This window comes from Arthrobacter sp. P4_H3, from assembly GCF_056400885.1.
This window is the reverse complement of record NZ_JBFUKK010000011.1, coordinates 137,380-152,709: the sequence shown is the minus strand read 5'-3', so window position 1 is coordinate 152,709 and position 15,330 is coordinate 137,380. Positions and strand designations below refer to the sequence as shown.

General features: G+C 65.5%; 16 protein-coding genes. 10 read left to right on the top strand and 6 right to left on the bottom strand.

Annotated features, from left to right (window positions below; translation table 11 throughout):
* The first annotated feature begins 110 nt into the window (after positions 1-110).
* The 5 genes from tsf (at position 111) to AC1DRE_RS15860 (ending at position 4,084) form a co-directional block, all read left to right on the top strand.
* Positions 111-947 (top strand): translation elongation factor Ts, encoded by an 837-nt coding sequence (gene tsf / locus AC1DRE_RS15880; RefSeq protein ID WP_476985483.1) that lies wholly within the window; start codon positions 111-113, stop codon positions 945-947.
* Between the two features lie 147 nt (positions 948-1,094).
* On the top strand, positions 1,095-1,832 hold the full coding sequence (pyrH, locus tag AC1DRE_RS15875) for a UMP kinase (RefSeq protein ID WP_104172550.1): 738 nt from the start codon (positions 1,095-1,097) through the stop codon (positions 1,830-1,832).
* A gap of 111 nt (positions 1,833-1,943) precedes the next feature.
* Entirely contained in the window at positions 1,944-2,501 is a 558-nt protein-coding gene (gene frr / locus AC1DRE_RS15870; RefSeq protein ID WP_104172549.1) for a ribosome recycling factor, read from the top strand.
* Positions 2,501-3,421 carry a phosphatidate cytidylyltransferase gene (locus tag AC1DRE_RS15865; RefSeq protein WP_476985482.1) on the top strand — a complete coding sequence of 307 codons (921 nt, stop codon included), beginning with the start codon at positions 2,501-2,503 and terminating at the stop codon, positions 3,419-3,421. Before frr ends, AC1DRE_RS15865 begins: the two co-directional genes overlap by 1 nt.
* Positions 3,422-3,499: 78 nt before the next feature.
* Positions 3,500-4,084, top strand: a complete 585-nt coding sequence (locus AC1DRE_RS15860; RefSeq protein WP_476985481.1) for a DivIVA domain-containing protein — start codon at positions 3,500-3,502, stop codon at positions 4,082-4,084.
* A 36-nt stretch (positions 4,085-4,120) separates the two neighbouring features.
* Here the strand turns inward: AC1DRE_RS15860 and AC1DRE_RS15855 are convergent, their stop codons facing one another.
* The 4 genes from AC1DRE_RS15855 to AC1DRE_RS15840 are packed head-to-tail and all read right to left on the bottom strand — an operon-like array spanning position 4,121 to position 7,936.
* A complete protein-coding gene (locus AC1DRE_RS15855) occupies positions 4,121-5,599 on the bottom strand; it encodes a sodium/solute symporter (RefSeq protein WP_476985480.1) in 1,479 nt (492 codons plus the stop codon).
* A 7-nt stretch (positions 5,600-5,606) separates the two neighbouring features.
* Positions 5,607-5,957, bottom strand: a complete 351-nt coding sequence (locus AC1DRE_RS15850) for a DUF485 domain-containing protein (RefSeq protein ID WP_104172545.1) — start codon at positions 5,955-5,957, stop codon at positions 5,607-5,609.
* Positions 5,954-6,673, bottom strand: a complete 720-nt coding sequence (locus AC1DRE_RS15845; RefSeq protein ID WP_214953349.1) for a LytR/AlgR family response regulator transcription factor — start codon at positions 6,671-6,673, stop codon at positions 5,954-5,956. The genes AC1DRE_RS15850 and AC1DRE_RS15845 overlap by 4 nt, the downstream gene beginning before the upstream one ends.
* 45 nt (positions 6,674-6,718) lie before the next feature.
* Positions 6,719-7,936, bottom strand: a complete 1,218-nt coding sequence (locus tag AC1DRE_RS15840; protein ID WP_476985479.1) for a sensor histidine kinase — start codon at positions 7,934-7,936, stop codon at positions 6,719-6,721.
* Positions 7,937-8,117: 181 nt separating this feature from the next.
* On the opposite strand from AC1DRE_RS15840, the gene AC1DRE_RS15835 reads away from it, so the two are divergent.
* The gene (locus AC1DRE_RS15835; RefSeq protein WP_476985478.1) at positions 8,118-8,498 is read left to right on the top strand and encodes a DUF485 domain-containing protein; all 381 of its coding nucleotides are present in this window, start codon (positions 8,118-8,120) and stop codon (positions 8,496-8,498) included.
* Positions 8,495-10,111, top strand: a complete 1,617-nt coding sequence (locus tag AC1DRE_RS15830) for a solute symporter family protein (RefSeq protein ID WP_476985477.1) — start codon at positions 8,495-8,497, stop codon at positions 10,109-10,111. The genes AC1DRE_RS15835 and AC1DRE_RS15830 overlap by 4 nt, the downstream gene beginning before the upstream one ends.
* Positions 10,112-10,211: 100 nt before the next feature.
* Here the strand turns inward: AC1DRE_RS15830 and AC1DRE_RS15825 are convergent, their stop codons facing one another.
* The gene (locus AC1DRE_RS15825) at positions 10,212-10,742 is read right to left on the bottom strand and encodes a hypothetical protein (RefSeq protein WP_476985476.1); all 531 of its coding nucleotides are present in this window, start codon (positions 10,740-10,742) and stop codon (positions 10,212-10,214) included.
* A gap of 234 nt (positions 10,743-10,976) precedes the next feature.
* Positions 10,977-11,450, bottom strand: coding sequence for an Lrp/AsnC family transcriptional regulator (locus AC1DRE_RS15820; protein WP_476985475.1), 474 nt, complete (start codon positions 11,448-11,450; stop codon positions 10,977-10,979).
* A 196-nt stretch (positions 11,451-11,646) separates the two neighbouring features.
* Between AC1DRE_RS15820 and pdhA the strand changes: the two genes are divergently transcribed.
* The 3 genes from pdhA to AC1DRE_RS15805 are packed head-to-tail and all read left to right on the top strand — an operon-like array spanning position 11,647 to position 15,214.
* On the top strand, positions 11,647-12,825 hold the full coding sequence (gene pdhA, locus AC1DRE_RS15815) for a pyruvate dehydrogenase (acetyl-transferring) E1 component subunit alpha (RefSeq protein WP_476985474.1): 1,179 nt from the start codon (positions 11,647-11,649) through the stop codon (positions 12,823-12,825).
* On the top strand, positions 12,825-13,835 hold the full coding sequence (locus tag AC1DRE_RS15810) for an alpha-ketoacid dehydrogenase subunit beta (protein WP_476985473.1): 1,011 nt from the start codon (positions 12,825-12,827) through the stop codon (positions 13,833-13,835). Before pdhA ends, AC1DRE_RS15810 begins: the two co-directional genes overlap by 1 nt.
* A complete protein-coding gene (locus AC1DRE_RS15805) occupies positions 13,832-15,214 on the top strand; it encodes a dihydrolipoamide acetyltransferase family protein (protein WP_476985472.1) in 1,383 nt (460 codons plus the stop codon). The genes AC1DRE_RS15810 and AC1DRE_RS15805 overlap by 4 nt, the downstream gene beginning before the upstream one ends.
* Positions 15,215-15,330: the final 116 nt, after the last annotated feature.

Here is a 15,330-nt window from a genome sequence, read left to right as displayed (position 1 = left end):
CGGCACTGTCCGCAGTGCCGGGGGTTTTCTGACAGGATGGCCGCTCACTCGGTGAGCTGCCGTCCTGTCAGTCCGTACACCACACAAAATTTCTAGACAGAGGGGTTCACATGGCGAACTACACTGCCGCTGATATCAAGGCTCTGCGTGAGCGCACTGGCGCCGGCATGATGGATGTCAAGAAGGCTCTTGACGAAGCCAACGGTGACGCCGAAAAGGCCATCGAGATCATCCGCATCAAGGGCCTGAAGGGCGCTACCAAGCGTGAAGGCCGCTCCACCGCGGAAGGCCTGGTTGCTGCCAAGGTTGACGGCGGCGTTGGCGTGATGATCGAAGTCAACTGCGAGACAGACTTCGTGGCAAAGGCTGACAAGTTCATCCAGCTCGCCGACAAGGTCCTGGCCATCGCGGTCGAGTCCGGCGCTGCCGACATCGAAACCCTGCTGGCCACCGAGGTTGACGGCAAACCGCTGTCCGAGGTTGTTGTCGAAGAGGGCGCAGTTCTCGGCGAAAAGGTTGTTGTCCGCCGTATTGCCCGCATCGAGGGCGGCACTGTCGACGCCTACCTGCACAAGACCTCCAAGGACCTCCCGGCCCAGGTCGGCGTCCTGTTCGCCGTTGAGGGCGAAGGCGACGCAGCCGCAACCGCAGCACACGACGTTGCTGTCCACGTTGCCGCAATGGCTCCGAACTACCTGACCCGCGAAGACGTTCCGGCTGAGCTCGTTGAGTCCGAGCGCCGCATCGCCGAGGAAACGGCCAAGGCTGAGGGCAAGCCCGAAGCAGCCATGACCAAGATTGTGGAAGGCCGTGTTACCGGCTTCTACAAGGGCGAGGTGCTGGTTGACCAGGCATTCGCCAAGGACGCCAAGAAGTCTGTGGCGCAGATCCTCGACGAGGCCGGCGTCAAGGCTACGGCATTCGCGCGTTTCCGCGTCGGTTCCTAGTTAGACACGCAAAGGGGTGGTCACTTCGGTGGCCGCCCCTTTTGCATGCAATCGCAGCCCCAGGGCTGCATGTACGGGCCGGGGAAATGACACCTTTGGCCATCCGGCACGATAACCTAGCTCAGAGCTCATTTACGGGAAGGCACCATGGAAACCGTCAACAATTCTGTCCAGTCAGAGAAGAGCCGGCGTCGCGTCCTCCTGAAACTGTCCGGCGAGGTCTTCGGTGGCGGAAAGCTGGGCGTGGACCCTGATACCGTCCGCGGGGTCGCCAAGCAGATCGCCGCAGCCGTTCCCGACGTCGAGGTTGCGATCGTCGTAGGCGGCGGCAACTTCTTCCGCGGCGCCGAACTGTCGCAGAGCGGCATGGACCGCTCCCGTGCCGACTACATGGGCATGCTGGGTACCGTGATGAACTGCCTCGCGCTCCAGGACTTCCTGGAACAGGCCGGCGTCGAGACCCGCGTGCAGAGCGCCATCACCATGGGCCAGGTGGCCGAGGCGTACATTCCCCGCCGCGCCATCCGCCACATGGAAAAGAACCGCGTCGTGATCTTCGGCGCTGGCGCCGGACTGCCGTACTTCTCCACCGACACCGTTGCTGCCCAGCGTGCGCTGGAAGTCCATGCCGACGTCGTGCTGATGGCAAAGAGCGGAGTGGACGGCGTCTACACCGCAGACCCCAAGAAGGACCCCAGCGCCGAAAAGCTGGACCACCTCAGCTATGACGATGCCCTGCGCCGCGACATTCGCGTTATGGACCAGACGGCCATGACCATGTGCAAGGACAACAACCTCACCATGGTGGTGTTCGGCATGGAAGGCGAAGGCAACGTGACCCGGGCCATCCGCGGCGAGCAGCTGGGCACCGTAGTCACCCCCTAGCAACAGCTAGGATGATTTGAGGAAGGCCGGCCCGGTGGGCAGGCCGCAAAGACGGAACGTACCGTGCATTGTTCCGACTAGCCGGAATGCACCAATTTCTGAGGAGAGACCGTGATCGAAGAGACCTTGCTCGAAGCCGGGGACAAGATGGACAAGGCAGTCGAGGTAGCCAAGGAAGACTTCGCCTCGATCCGCACCGGACGGGCAAACCCGGGCCTCTACAACAAGGTGCTGGTGGACTACTACGGCTCGCCCACCCCGCTGCAGCAGCTGGCGTCCTTCGCGATCCCGGACGCGCGCACCATCCTCATCACCCCGTTCGACAAGACGGCACTGCGGGATATTGAGCGCGCCCTGAGCGACTCCGAGGTGGGCGCCAACCCGTCCAACGACGGCAACGTCATCCGGATCACCATCCCGGAGCTGACCAAGGAACGCCGGAAGGAATACGTCAAGATCGTCAAGTCCAAGGGCGAGGACGCCAAGGTGTCCATCCGGAACATCCGCCGCAAGGCCAAGGAAACGCTGGACAAACTGGTCAAGGACGGCGAAGCCGGCGAGGACGAGGGCGCGCGCGGCGAGAAAGAACTCGACGCCATGACCAAATCGCACGTTGACGGCATCGACGACCTGCTCAAGCGCAAGGAAGCCGAGCTGCTCGAGGTCTGATGGATCAGGCACAGCAGGCACCCGGACACAGGGTCCGGGTCCGGGGGAAGCAGCGCTCCAACCCAACGCCCAAGGCCGGACGGAACCTTCCGGCCGCCACCGCGGTGGGTCTGGCAATGCTTTTCGCCGTATTGGGGGGTCTCCTGTTCCTGCCGCTGGGATTTGTCCTGCTCACCACCACCTTCGCGGTGTTCGGCGTGTGGGAGATCTTCCGTGCGCTCGAGGTAAGTGGCACCCGGCTGCCCATCGTCCCCGTGATGGTGGGCACCGTGGGGATGCCGCTGGCCGCGTATTTCGGCGGAGTGGAGAGCCTGCTGTTCGCGCTGTTGGCCAGCAGCGTGGCCGTGCTGCTGTGGCGGACCATCGAGAGCGCAGCCGGATCAGCGCGCAGCATCTTCGCGGGTGTGTTCACCCTGGCCTGGGTGCCGTTCTTCATCAGCTTCGCGATCCTGCCGCTGCATGCGGTGGGAAGCGTCACGCCGGTGGGCCTGTGGCCCGGCGGAGTGATTCCGCCCGGTGCGTGGCAGATTGCCACGATGCTCCTGCTGGTTGTTTCCAATGACACGTTCGGCTACCTCGTCGGGGCCTCCTTCGGGAAGCATCCCATGGCGCCCAAGATCAGCCCGAAGAAATCATGGGAAGGCTTCGCCGGATCGATCGGCGGAGCGATTGCCGTGGGTGTCCTGGCGTGCCTCTTCCTGCTGGACAAACCCTGGTGGGTGGGTGTGGTGCTGGCCGTGGGCATGGTGGCGGCGGCAACCATCGGCGATCTCGCCGAATCCATGGTCAAGCGGGAACTCGGCATCAAGGACATGAGCAGCATCCTGCCCGGACACGGCGGCGTCATGGACCGCCTGGATTCAATCGTCTTCGCCTCTCCGGCGGCGTTTATCCTGTTCACAGCTGTTTCCGGAGCCTGAGGCGTCCCGCCCGGCAACAGTTCGGCGCCTTAGACTGGTGCGGAGCAAAAACAGCTGAACAGCACTGAAGGAAGCATAGTGACAGTGGACATTCAACGGCAGATACCTGCGTCATTCGACCGTGTGCAGCGGAACGAATACGGCTACAACGCCAAGCAGGTGGACCAGTTCCTCCAGCGCGCACGGGTTTCGTTTGAGAATCCTGCCGCAACCGCCCAGATCATCAAGAGCGCCGACGTCCGGGCTGTCTGCTTCGATCCCGTCAAGGGCGGTTACGCCGCGGCCGGGGTCGACGCCGCCCTGGACCGCCTGGAAGACGCCTTTGCCCGGCGCGAGCGTGATGAGCTGATAGAGGCACGCGGCGAGGACGCCTGGCTCCGCGAAATCGGCAAGCTGTCCGGCCTGCTGCGGGGCCGGCTCCACCGTCCCGACGGCGACCGGTTCCGCCGGCCGTCCGGCGGCCGCGGCCGAAGCTACAACACCGTGGACGTGGACAACCTGTGCCACGACCTCATTGGGTACCTCGAAGAGGACCAGCCCCTCAGCGTCGACAATGTCCGCCGCGCGGTCTTCCGTCCGGCCAAGGGCAAGGACGGCTACGAAGAAACCCAGGTGGATGCCTTCCTTGACCGCGTGGTCGAGCTGATGGCCGCCATCGACTGACGGGCCCGCATCGACTGACGGTCCTGGGAGGCTCGCCTAGCGTTCGGTGGCCAGCGGACGTTCCGGTGTGTGCAGCCTGGTCATCACCTTCGTGAGCGTCCGCGGCACGCGGTCCTTGGTGGCACGGGACACCAGGATCATCACAGCGAACGCGGCCGGCACTGTCCAGGCGGCGGGCTGGGCCAGCCACGGCGGTATCGCGGCGCCGGACGCAGCCGCACCGGACAGTGCGCCGGCCACCAGGGCACCGCCGCACAGGACACCCCCCGTTACCATTCCGGCGATGGCTCCGGCGTCAGTAAGGCCGCGCCACCAGATCCCCAGCAGCAGGGCCGGGCAGATCGTGGACGCGGTGAAGGCGAAAACGAGGCCCACGCTTCCGGCCAAAGCCAGCGAGTCCGTCATGAAGGCGAAGCCCAGCGGCACGGTGGCTGAAATCAGCGCAGCCAGCCGGAAACCGCGGACGCTCCCGCCCAGCACGTCCTGGCTGATCACGCCGGCGAGCGAAACCACCAGCCCTGACGTGGTGGACAAAAACGCGGCGAACGCCCCCGCCACCACCAGCGCGGAGAGCATGTCCCCGGCCGGCCCTCCGATCAGCCGGCCCGGCAGCAGCAGGACCAGGGCATCCGACCGGCCGCTTTGGGCAAGGTCCGGAGCGAACATCCGGCCGGCCACTCCGTAAGCGGTGGGAAAGAGGTAGAAAACGGACAGCAAGCCCAGCACGATCAGGGTGGTGCGGCGCGCCGACTGTCCGTCGGGGTTGGTGTAGAACCGCACCAGCACGTGCGGCAGGCCCAGTGTGCCGAAGAGCAGGGCAACCAGCAACGAGATGTTCTGGTAGGGACCGTTCGGTGCGAGCCCGGTGGGGTTGGTGCTGGCTTCGGCCATGGCCGGGGTGCCGTTGCCCGCCAGCACCAGGGCGATGAACACGATAGGCACCGCCAGCGCCGTCAGCTTGAGCCAATACTGGAACGCCTGCACAAACGTGATGGAGCGCATCCCGCCGGCCACAACCGTCAGGCACACCACGATGACCACCGCCACGGATCCCACCCAGGACGGAAGCCCGGTGGTGATGCGGATCGTCAGGGCCGCACCGTGGAGCTGCGGCACAATGTAAAGCCAGCCCACCACCACAACCGCCAGGCTGGTGACCCGGCGGACCGCCCGTGAGTCCAGCCGCACCTCGGTGAAATCCGGGATGGTGTAGGCGCCGGAGCGCCGCAGCGGAGCGGCTACGAACAGCAGCAGCATCAGGTACCCCGCGGTGTAGCCGATGGGGAACCAGAGCCCATCCGTGCCGGAGAGCAGGATCAGTCCGGCCACCCCCAGGAAGCTGGCGGCCGAGAGGTACTCGCCGCCGATCGCGGACGCGTTCCACCATGGCCGGACCGTCCGGGATGCCACGTAGAAGTCGCCGGTGGTGCGTGAAATCCGCAACCCGTAGAACCCGATAACCGCTGTGGCCACGGACACGGCAGCGAACGCGGCGATGCCCACCACCGGGTTCAAGGCCGCCTCACCTGTCCTCCGCCAGGTCCCGGTAGCGGGCTTCGTTGCGGGTGGCCGTCCGGATGTACAGCCACGCACTGAGGCCGATCACCGGGTAGATTCCGGCGCCGAGGAGCAGCCAGCCGAACGGGATGCCCGCGATCTTCGATTCAGCCAGCCCGGGAACCAGTCCCAGCATGAGGGGGAAGGCCAGCAGGATCAGCAGGAACCCGCCGGCCACCACCACTGCCAGGCGAAGCTGCGTGCGGATCAGGGACCGCACGAACACCTGGCCCACATCGGATTCCTCGGCGGCCTCGCGGGATTCCAGCACTGGCCTTGCAGCGGACTGCGGGGCTGTCACCCTGACGCGCGTCATGCCTGCGGCCGGATCCGCGTGGTTTCGAGCTTCTCCCGGACAGATGGCAGGTGGCGGCGGCTGATGGGCAACTCGGCCCCTGCCACGGTGACGGTCGGCCGGGCTGCGGCGAGCTTCATATGGCTGACGTGGTTGAGGGCGATGAGGTAGGACCGGTGTGTGCGGAGGAATCCGGCCTCGGCCCACTGCTGTTCCAGATCGGCCAGGGGGACGCGGATGAGGTAGCTGGCGTCCGTTGTGTGCAGCCGCGCGTAGTCGCCCTGGGCCTGGACATACGTGACGTCGTCACGCCGGATCATCCGGGTGGTGCCGCCGAGATCCACCGTGATCATTTCCGGCGGTGCGGCGCCGTCCTTCATGAGTTCGCTGATGCGGCCCACCGACCGGGCCAGCCGTTCAGCGCGCACGGGCTTCAGCAGGTAGTCGACGGCGGCGAGTTCAAACGCTTCCAGTGCGCACTCTTCGTCCGCGGTGACGAAGACTACTGCCGGGGGATTGCTGCTGCGCGAGATGGCCCGGGCGATGTCCAGGCCGGACAGGGCGGGCATGTGGATGTCGAGGAACACCGCGTCCACGGCTTCTGCGTCGAGCACGCGGAGGGCCTCGGCACCGGACGACGCCCGGTGGATGGCCCCGATCCGGTCGTCCCGGCCGAGCAGGAACGCCAGCTCCTCGACGGCCGGGAGTTCGTCGTCGGCGACGAGGACGTTGATCATGGTTCTAGATTAGCCCGGCGGGCCGCCCGGGGACGGCCCGGACGCTCAGGCGTCGTGGCCGGGTTGTGACTTGGGGACACGCATGGTGATCAGAGTGCCCTCGCCGGGAGCCGTATCGATGACGAGGCCGTGGTCCTCGCCGTAGACCTGGCGGAGCCGGGCGTCCACATTGCGCAGCCCCACATGGTCGCCGTCGCTGTGTCCGGCCAGCATGGACCGCAGCTGTTCCGGATCCATCCCCACACCGTCGTCCTCTATGGTGACCTCCGCGAACGTGCCGGAATCGTTCGCCGCAATGGTGATGTGGCCCGGACCTTCCTTGGCTTCCAGGCCGTGGCGGACAGCGTTCTCGACCAGCGGCTGCAGGCTGAGGAACGGGATGACCGTGCTCAGCACCTCCGGGGCGATCTGCAGGCTCACCTGCACGCGGTCGCCGAACCTCGCCCGTTCCAGCAGCAGGTAGCGGTCGATGCAGCGGAGCTCTTCGGCGAGGGTGGTGAAGTCCCCGTGGCGGCGGAACGAATAGCGGGTGAAGTCGGCGAACTCCACCACCAGTTCCCTGGCCCGCACGGGATCCGTGTTGATGAACGACGCGATGGCGTTGAGCGAGTTGTAGATGAAGTGCGGGCTGATCTGGGCGCGGAGGGCCCGGACCTCGGCCTCCATCAGGAGGGTCCGGGAAGCGTCGAGTTCGGCGAGTTCAACCTGGGCCGCCACCCAGTCGGCCACTTCGCCGGTGGCACGGACCAGCCCGGCTCCCGCTGACGGGGCGAAAGCCGCCACCACTCCCACAACCCGGGCGCCGGCCTTGATGGGGGCAATAACGACGGCGCGTTCCACGTCCTGCGGGATCGGCCCCGAGGCCGCATCGCCGGCGAGCAGGTACAGCTCGCCCGCCGGGATCACGGCCGTGTGGCCGCCGTCGAGCACGTTCGCCGCCAGACCCATCAGCGCGGGCCGGAGTTCCTCCCCGGCGCCATCCCAGGCGAGCACGCCCGAGGTGTCGGTGATGGCCAGGGCATCGCAGCCCAGGATGGTGCGCAGCTGCCTGCTTGCTTTGGCCGCGCCAGCGGGGTTCAGCCCGGTGCGCAGGTGTTGTCCGGCCCGTGAAGCCGCATGGAGGGTCTTGTAGGTGGCACGCTCGGCGTCGGTGCCCAGCTCCCGGAAGGACCGCAGGACTTTGAGGCCCACACCGACGACGACGGCGATCGCCATCGCGATCACGGCGATTGCGGCGGCGGTGAACAACGGAGAGTCCGGCATGGGCCCAGCGTAGCTTCGGGTGCCGTTTGGCGCAGCATCGGGACCGCTGAGCGACCGTCTGGCGGCTTCTCTGGAATGTAACCACCGTCACGCGTCAGAGTGAGTGCAGTCACATTGGCTGGGTCTGTTGTGGAAGAGCAGGGTAGCCGGTGTGTACGGAAAGTCTCAATGAGGAGGAGCAATGGGTCACGATGCCCACGAAACGGACGCCGCGGCGGCCGTGGATTTCAAGCAAGTGCAGTCGACGGAGCGGTTCCAGGAACTACGCAAACGTCACCGCAGTTTCGTCTTTCCGATGGCCATTGCATTCCTGCTCTGGTACTTCGCCTACGTCCTGTTGGCAGACTACGCGGTCGGCTTCATGTCCACCAAGGTCTGGGGCAACATCAACATCGGGCTCATCCTGGGCCTGTTGCAGTTCGTATCCACCTTCGCTATCACGGGCTGGTACGTGAGCTATTCCAACCGGCGGCTCGATCCCATCGCGGCCGAGATCCGCCACGAAATTGAAGGCCACGAGTTCGACAAAGCCGGCAACCGGGTAGGCGGGCCAACAAAATGATCGGAATGGTTCCTGCGGTCAACGTCGCCGCCCTCAAAGACACCACCCTCCTGAACATGGGCATCTTCGGCCTGTTCGTGGCGGTCACCATGTTCATCGTGATCCGTGCCAGCCGCAACAACAAGACGGCAGCCGACTACTACGCGGCCGGACGTTCCTTCACCGGCCCGCAGAACGGTACGGCCATCGCGGGGGACTACCTCTCCGCGGCCTCCTTCCTCGGCATCACCGGCGCCATTGCCATCAACGGCTATGACGGCTTTATGTACTCCATCGGCTTCCTGGTCGCCTGGCTCGTCGCCCTGCTGCTCGTGGCCGAACTGCTCCGCAACACCGGCAAGTTCACGATGGCGGATGTGCTCTCCTTCCGCCTCAAGCAGCGCCCGGTCCGGATCGCGGCGGCCATTTCCACCCTGGCTGTCTGCTTCTTCTACCTCCTGGCCCAGATGGCCGGCGCAGGCAGCCTGATCTCGCTGCTGCTGGGCATCAGCGACTGGGGCGGACAGGCGCTGGTGATCATCGTCGTCGGCGCCCTGATGATCATGTACGTCCTGATCGGCGGCATGAAGGGCACCACCTGGGTGCAGATCATCAAGGCCATGCTCCTGATCGCGGGTGCGGCGGTCATGACGTTCTGGGTCCTGGCCATCTATGGCTTCAACCTTTCCGATCTCCTGGGCGGTGCGGTGGAGACGTCCAAGAACCCGGCAGTCCTGAACCCCGGCCTCCAGTACGGCAAGTCGGAAACGTCCAAGCTGGACTTCATGTCCCTGGGTCTCGCCCTGGTGTTGGGTACCGCGGCGCTCCCACACGTGCTGATGCGCTTCTACACGGTCCCCACGGCCAAGGAAGCCCGCAAATCGGTCGTCTGGTCCATCTGGCTGATCGGCATCTTCTACCTGTTCACTTTGGTCCTCGGCTACGGCGCTGCTGCCCTGGTGGGCGCTGACACGATCAAGTCCGCTCCGGGCGGGGTCAACTCGGCCGCACCGCTGCTCGCCTTCCACCTCGGTGGACCGCTGCTGCTGGGCTTCATCTCGGCGGTGGCGTTCGCCACTATCCTCGCCGTGGTGGCCGGCCTCACCATCACCGCCGCGGCATCCTTCGCCCACGACATCTACGCCAACGTGATTGCCAAGGGGAAGGCCGACGCCGACACGGAGGTCAAGGTGGCGCGGCGCACCGTCGTGGTCATCGGACTCCTGGCCATAGTCGGCGGCATCTTCGCCAACGGCCAGAACGTCGCCTTCCTGGTGGCGCTCGCCTTCGCCGTCGCGGCTTCGGCGAACCTGCCCACGATCATCTACTCGCTGTTCTGGCGCAGGTTCACCACCCAGGGCGCGGTGTGGAGCATGTACGGCGGCCTGGCGTCGGCGATCATCCTGATTGCCCTCTCCCCGGTGGTGTCCGGAACGAAGACCTCCATGATCCAGACGGCGAACTTCGCGGTCTTCCCGCTGAGCAACCCGGGAATCGTGTCCATTCCGCTCGCGTTCTTCCTGGGCTGGCTGGGTACCGTGCTGGACCGGAAGCTGGAAGACACCACCAAGCAGGCTGAGATGGAAGTCCGTTCGCTGACCGGTGTGGGCGCCGAGAAGGCGGTGGACCACTGACACCGGCTCTGCAACACAGCTGCTGACAGAGAAAGATACAGCTGACACAGAACAGGAGCCCCCGAAAACGGGGGCTCCTGTTCTGTGTAGCGCTGTGGGCTCAGGCCCTGGGCCTGAGCTTGATATTGATCATCTTCATATCCCGGTCGCTGTCGAAGCTGTACGCCAGATCCACTTCCTTGCCGTCGCAGCCGATGACGCCCGCGACGTCGGCCGTGTTGTTGCCGTTTTCGTTGCTCACCTTGAAGTCGTTGTACGTCGGCTTGCACGTTTCATTCAGTTCGAGGCTCTGGACTCCGGCCGCGAACTTCTCCTTGGAGAGTTGTTCCTGAAGGGCCGGGTCGAGGAAGTCGTCATAGGCCTTGTCGGTGTCTCCGGCGATGACCAGCTGGGTGAAATCGTCGGCGAGGTTCCTGGCTTTGTTCGTTGCGCCGCCCACGAGGTTGAACACGAACACCCCTCCCGCGATGACAAGGAGCAGCACTCCGGCCGCAATGCCCAGCAGTATCCATTTTTTGCGGCTCCGGGCCGGCGGCTGCTGGTCCGGTGTGCCGTAAGGTCCGGGCGCAGCATACTGCGCAGCACCGTACTGCGCAGCACCGTACTGCGCAGCACCGTACTGCGGGTTCACGTACTCAGGCTGCCCGTACGGCGGTGCAGGTGGCTGCTGGCCCGAGGGCGCATGCGGCGGGACAGGCGGTTGTCCTGGGACTCCGGCATCCGGTTGGGCCGGCTGGTACGGTTCCTGAGGATTGCTCAAGATCAAGCCTTTCCGGCAGGCCGCTTGGCCATTGCCTGATTGCACGGGCCGTTCACGGCCGCGTTTCGTTCAACTGGACCCCAGCCTATAACCCCGGCCCACTGTTCAGCCTTCGGCGGAGCCGCGCTCAAGCAGCGGCTGGATGCGAAAGGGGATGAGCTCGCCCATGGCAAGCGCTGTGTCCGTCCGGTCCACCCCTTCACAGGCCAGGATCTTGCCGTTGATGCGAAAGAGGTCTTCCGCATCGAGCGCCACCACCCGCAGCAGCAGGTCTGCCGAGCCGGTCAGTCCGTAGCCCTCCAGGATTTCCGGGATGCCGGCCAGGTCCACTGCCAGCTGGCCAAGCTTCTGCTGCTGCACGTGGACAGAGATAAACGCCATGAGCGGGTATCCCAGGGCCGCCGGACTGATCCGCCGCTCGAAGGACAGGAAGACGTGCTTCTTCTCGAGCTGGGCCATCCTGGCCTGCACCGTGTTGCGGGACAGCCCCAGTTTCTGCGCCAGGGCCACCACCGTCCGCTTCGGGTCCTTCGCGAGGGCGGAAAGGAGCCGGGTGTCAGTGCCATCCAAAGCTTGCATAGTGCGCAAGGCTAGCACGGCTGCGGGCCTCCCTACAGTGCATTCTGCTCAGTTTTTTTGGCGGTGGTTGTACCCATTGAGCATTGTGAGTATCGTCACAAATATCCGGGGCAACGGCGCCCGGGCGGCTGGCGTGTACGGGGATCACGAGTCCCTTGAGCGCCGGTGACACGACGTATGAAGGTTGCGTGCAACTGTGTTTACAGACGAGTTGGGTCAGGGCGGCATCGCCGCCGGCGGCCCGGACAACAGTGCAGGACATCACGGCGGGACAGGCGAGAGCCTGGTACAACTGATCACTCCCGGGGGTGAGCGCGTCAGTCATCCTCAGTACGATGCCTGGGTCCAGGATGTCAGTGAGGAGCAGCTGGGTTACCTTTACGAGGACCTGGTGGTCATCCGGCGGATCGACACAGAAGCGACTGCCCTCCAACGCCAGGGGGAGCTCGGCCTGTGGCCGCCGCTCCTGGGCCAGGAGGCCGCCCAGATAGGCTCGGCGAGGTCACTCCGCGACGATGACTTCGTATTCTCCAGCTACCGCGAGAACGGCGTCGCCTACTGCCGCGGCGTGGATCTGACCGACATCGTCAAGGTCTGGCGGGGCAACGCCTCGGCGGGCTGGGATCCATACACCGTCAACATGGCCACGCCGCAGATCATCATCGGCGCCCAGACACTTCACGCGACCGGCTATGCGATGGGCATCCAGAACGACGGCGCCGACTCGGTAGCCATCACGTATTTCGGCGACGGCGCCACCAGCGAGGGTGACGTCAATGAGGCCATGGTCTTCGCCGCCAGCTTCCAGTCCCCGGTAATCTTCTTCTGCTCAAACAACCACTGGGCCATTTCCGAGCCGGTGCGCCTGCAGTCCCACATAAGGATCGCCGACCGTGCGGCAGGTTTCGGGATTCCCAGCATCCGGGTCGACGGCAACGACGTGCTCGCCGTCATGGCAGCCACGCGCGAAGCGCTCGAACGGGCCCGCCACGGCGGCGGCCCCACGTTCATCGAAGCAGTCACCTACCGGATGGGCCCGCACACCACTGCCGATGATCCCACCCGGTACCGGGATGCCAACGAACTGGAGGACTGGGCGGCCAAGGATCCGATTGCCCGCGTCAAGGGCCTGTTGGAACGCAAGGGCCTGCTGACGGAGCAGCTCGAAGCGCGGGTGGCTGCCAAAGCCGACGCCGTGGCCCGCGAGATGCGGGCCGGCTGCATCAGCATGCCGGACCCGGAGCCGCTGGATATTTTCAAGCATGTCTACAGCACCCCCAACTCCTGGCTGGACCGCCAGGAAGACCACTACTCCCGCTACCTGGCTTCCTTCGGCGATCCCGCAGGGACCCACTCAGAAGAAGGTGCTCGCTGATGACGCAAATGACCTTTGCCCGGGCGATTAACTCCGGCCTCCGCAAGTCCCTCGAAAACGACCCCAAAGTCATCCTGATGGGCGAGGACATCGGCACCCTCGGCGGCGTCTTCCGGGTGACCGACGGTTTGCAGAAGGACTTCGGCAAACACCGCGTTGTGGACACCCCGCTCGCCGAGTCCGCCATCATGGGCACCGCCGTCGGCCTTGCCTACCGGGGCTACCGGCCGGTGGTGGAAATCCAGTTCGATGGGTTCATCTACCCGGCGTTCGACCAGATCGTGTCCCAGGTGGCCAAGATCCACTACCGGACCCAGGGCGCCGTGAAGATGCCCATCACCGTGCGCGTCCCGTTCGGCGGCGGCATCGGATCCCCGGAGCACCACTCGGAGTCTCCCGAGGCGTACTTCACGCACACGTCAGGACTGCGGGTGGTCAGCGTCTCCAACCCGCAGGATGCCCACACCATGATCCAGCAGGCCATCGCCTCCGACGATCCGGTGCTGTATTTCGAGCCGAAGCGCCGCTACCACGACAAGGGCGAGGTTGATGAGTCGATCAATCCTGCCACCGCGCTGTCGATGGAAAAGGCGCGTGTGGTAACCGAAGGCAAGGACGTCACGCTCGTCGCCTATGGTCCGCTGGTCAAGACGGCCAGGGACGCCGCCCTTGCCGCTGCAGATGACGGCGTCTCGATCGAGGTCATCGACCTGCGCTCGCTGGCACCGTTGGACTTCGCAACGCTGGAGGCCTCGGTGCGCAAGACGGGCCGCCTGGTGATCACGCATGAGGCCGGTCAATCCGGCGGGCTCGGTGCCGAGGTGGCTGCCAGCATTACGGAACGCTGCTTCTACCACCTGGAAGCTGCCCCCGTCCGGGTCACCGGTTTCGACGTCCCGTACCCGTACTCGAAGCTCGAATCGCACCATCTGCCAAGTCTGGACAGGATCCTTGACGGCGTGGACCGTGCCCTTGGCCGCCCCAACTCCCTCAGCGGGCTGGAAGGATGAGCGCCGCCATGATCAAGGAATTCAGGCTCCCGGACCTCGGCGAAGGGCTGACGGAATCGGAAATCCTCAGCTGGAAAGTTGCCGTGGGCGACACCGTTGCCCTGAACCAGGTCATTGCGGAAGTGGAGACGGCGAAGGCCGTCGTCGAACTGCCGTCGCCATTCGCCGGCGTGATCACCGCCCTCCACGAACAGCCGGGAACCGTGGTGGAGGTGGGCAAGCCGATTGTGTCCTTCGAGGTGGAGGGCGACGACGGCGGGCCCTCCGCTGGCGGTCCGGCTGAGGCGGAGACCGCCAAACGCGAGCCCAACCTCGTGGGGTACGGCGCCATTGTTGAAGCCTCCGGCCGGCCCACCCGGCGTGCCCGCACTTTCGCTGCTCCGGCCGCAGCTACGGCCGCGGCGCCGATTGCCACCGCGGTGGTTGGACGCGTCGAACCCACGGCCGCGGCCGAGACTGCCACAACAAACGCGGACGAGCGTCCGCGCTCCACACCGCCAGTGCGGAAGCTGGCCAAGGACCTGGGCGTTGAGCTGACGGCAGTGACCGGCACGGGCGCCGGCGGGCTGATCACGCGCGAGGACGTGCAGAACTTTGCCGGCGGGGGAGACCGTACTGCGGCCGGTACCCCGGCCGGGGCGGTTCCGGCAGCCGGCGTCGGCGGCGTCATCCATGGTGAGCGCGAAACGCGGACTCCCATCAAGGGTGTCCGGAAACTGACCGCTGCGGCCATGGTCTCCAGTGCCTTCACGGCACCGCACGCCACGGAATTCCTGACCGTTGATGTCACCCCCACAATGGAGCTGCTGGCCCGGCTCAAGGCCAGCCGGGCGTTTGAGGGTTTCAAGCTGACTCCGCTGACCCTCGTGGCCAAGGCCCTGCTGATTGCCCTGCGCCGCCAGCCGTCGCTGAATTCGCGGTGGGACGAAGCCAACCAGGAGATCGTGCAGTTCAACTATGTGAACCTGGGGATTGCCGCGGCGACTCCCCGGGGACTGACCGTGCCGAACATCAAGGACGCCGACCGGATGTCCCTGGCTGACCTGTCCACGGCGCTTACGGGCCTGACGGAAACTGCCCGCGCCGGCAAGACCAGCCCGGCCGAACTCTCCGGCGGCACCATTTCCATTACCAATATCGGCGTGTTCGGCATCGACGCCGGCACTCCGATCCTCAACCCCGGCGAAGCGGCCATCCTGGCCATGGGAGCCGTGCGGAAAATGCCATGGGAGTACAAGGACGAGGTCGCCCTCCGCCAGGTCATGACGCTCAGCCTGTCCTTCGACCACCGGCTGGTCGACGGCGAGCAGGGGTCCCGCTTCCTGGCGGATATCGGGGCCATCCTCGCTGATCCCGGCATGGTCCTGGCAATGGTCTAGCGGACACACCACAGCTGCCGGCTGTCCGTTCCGGGGGGAACGGGCAGCCGGCAGCTTTTTGGGTTGCGCCCTTGTCGACCGCGGTTTTCCTTCGCCGCAGCCGACGGGCGCGGGGG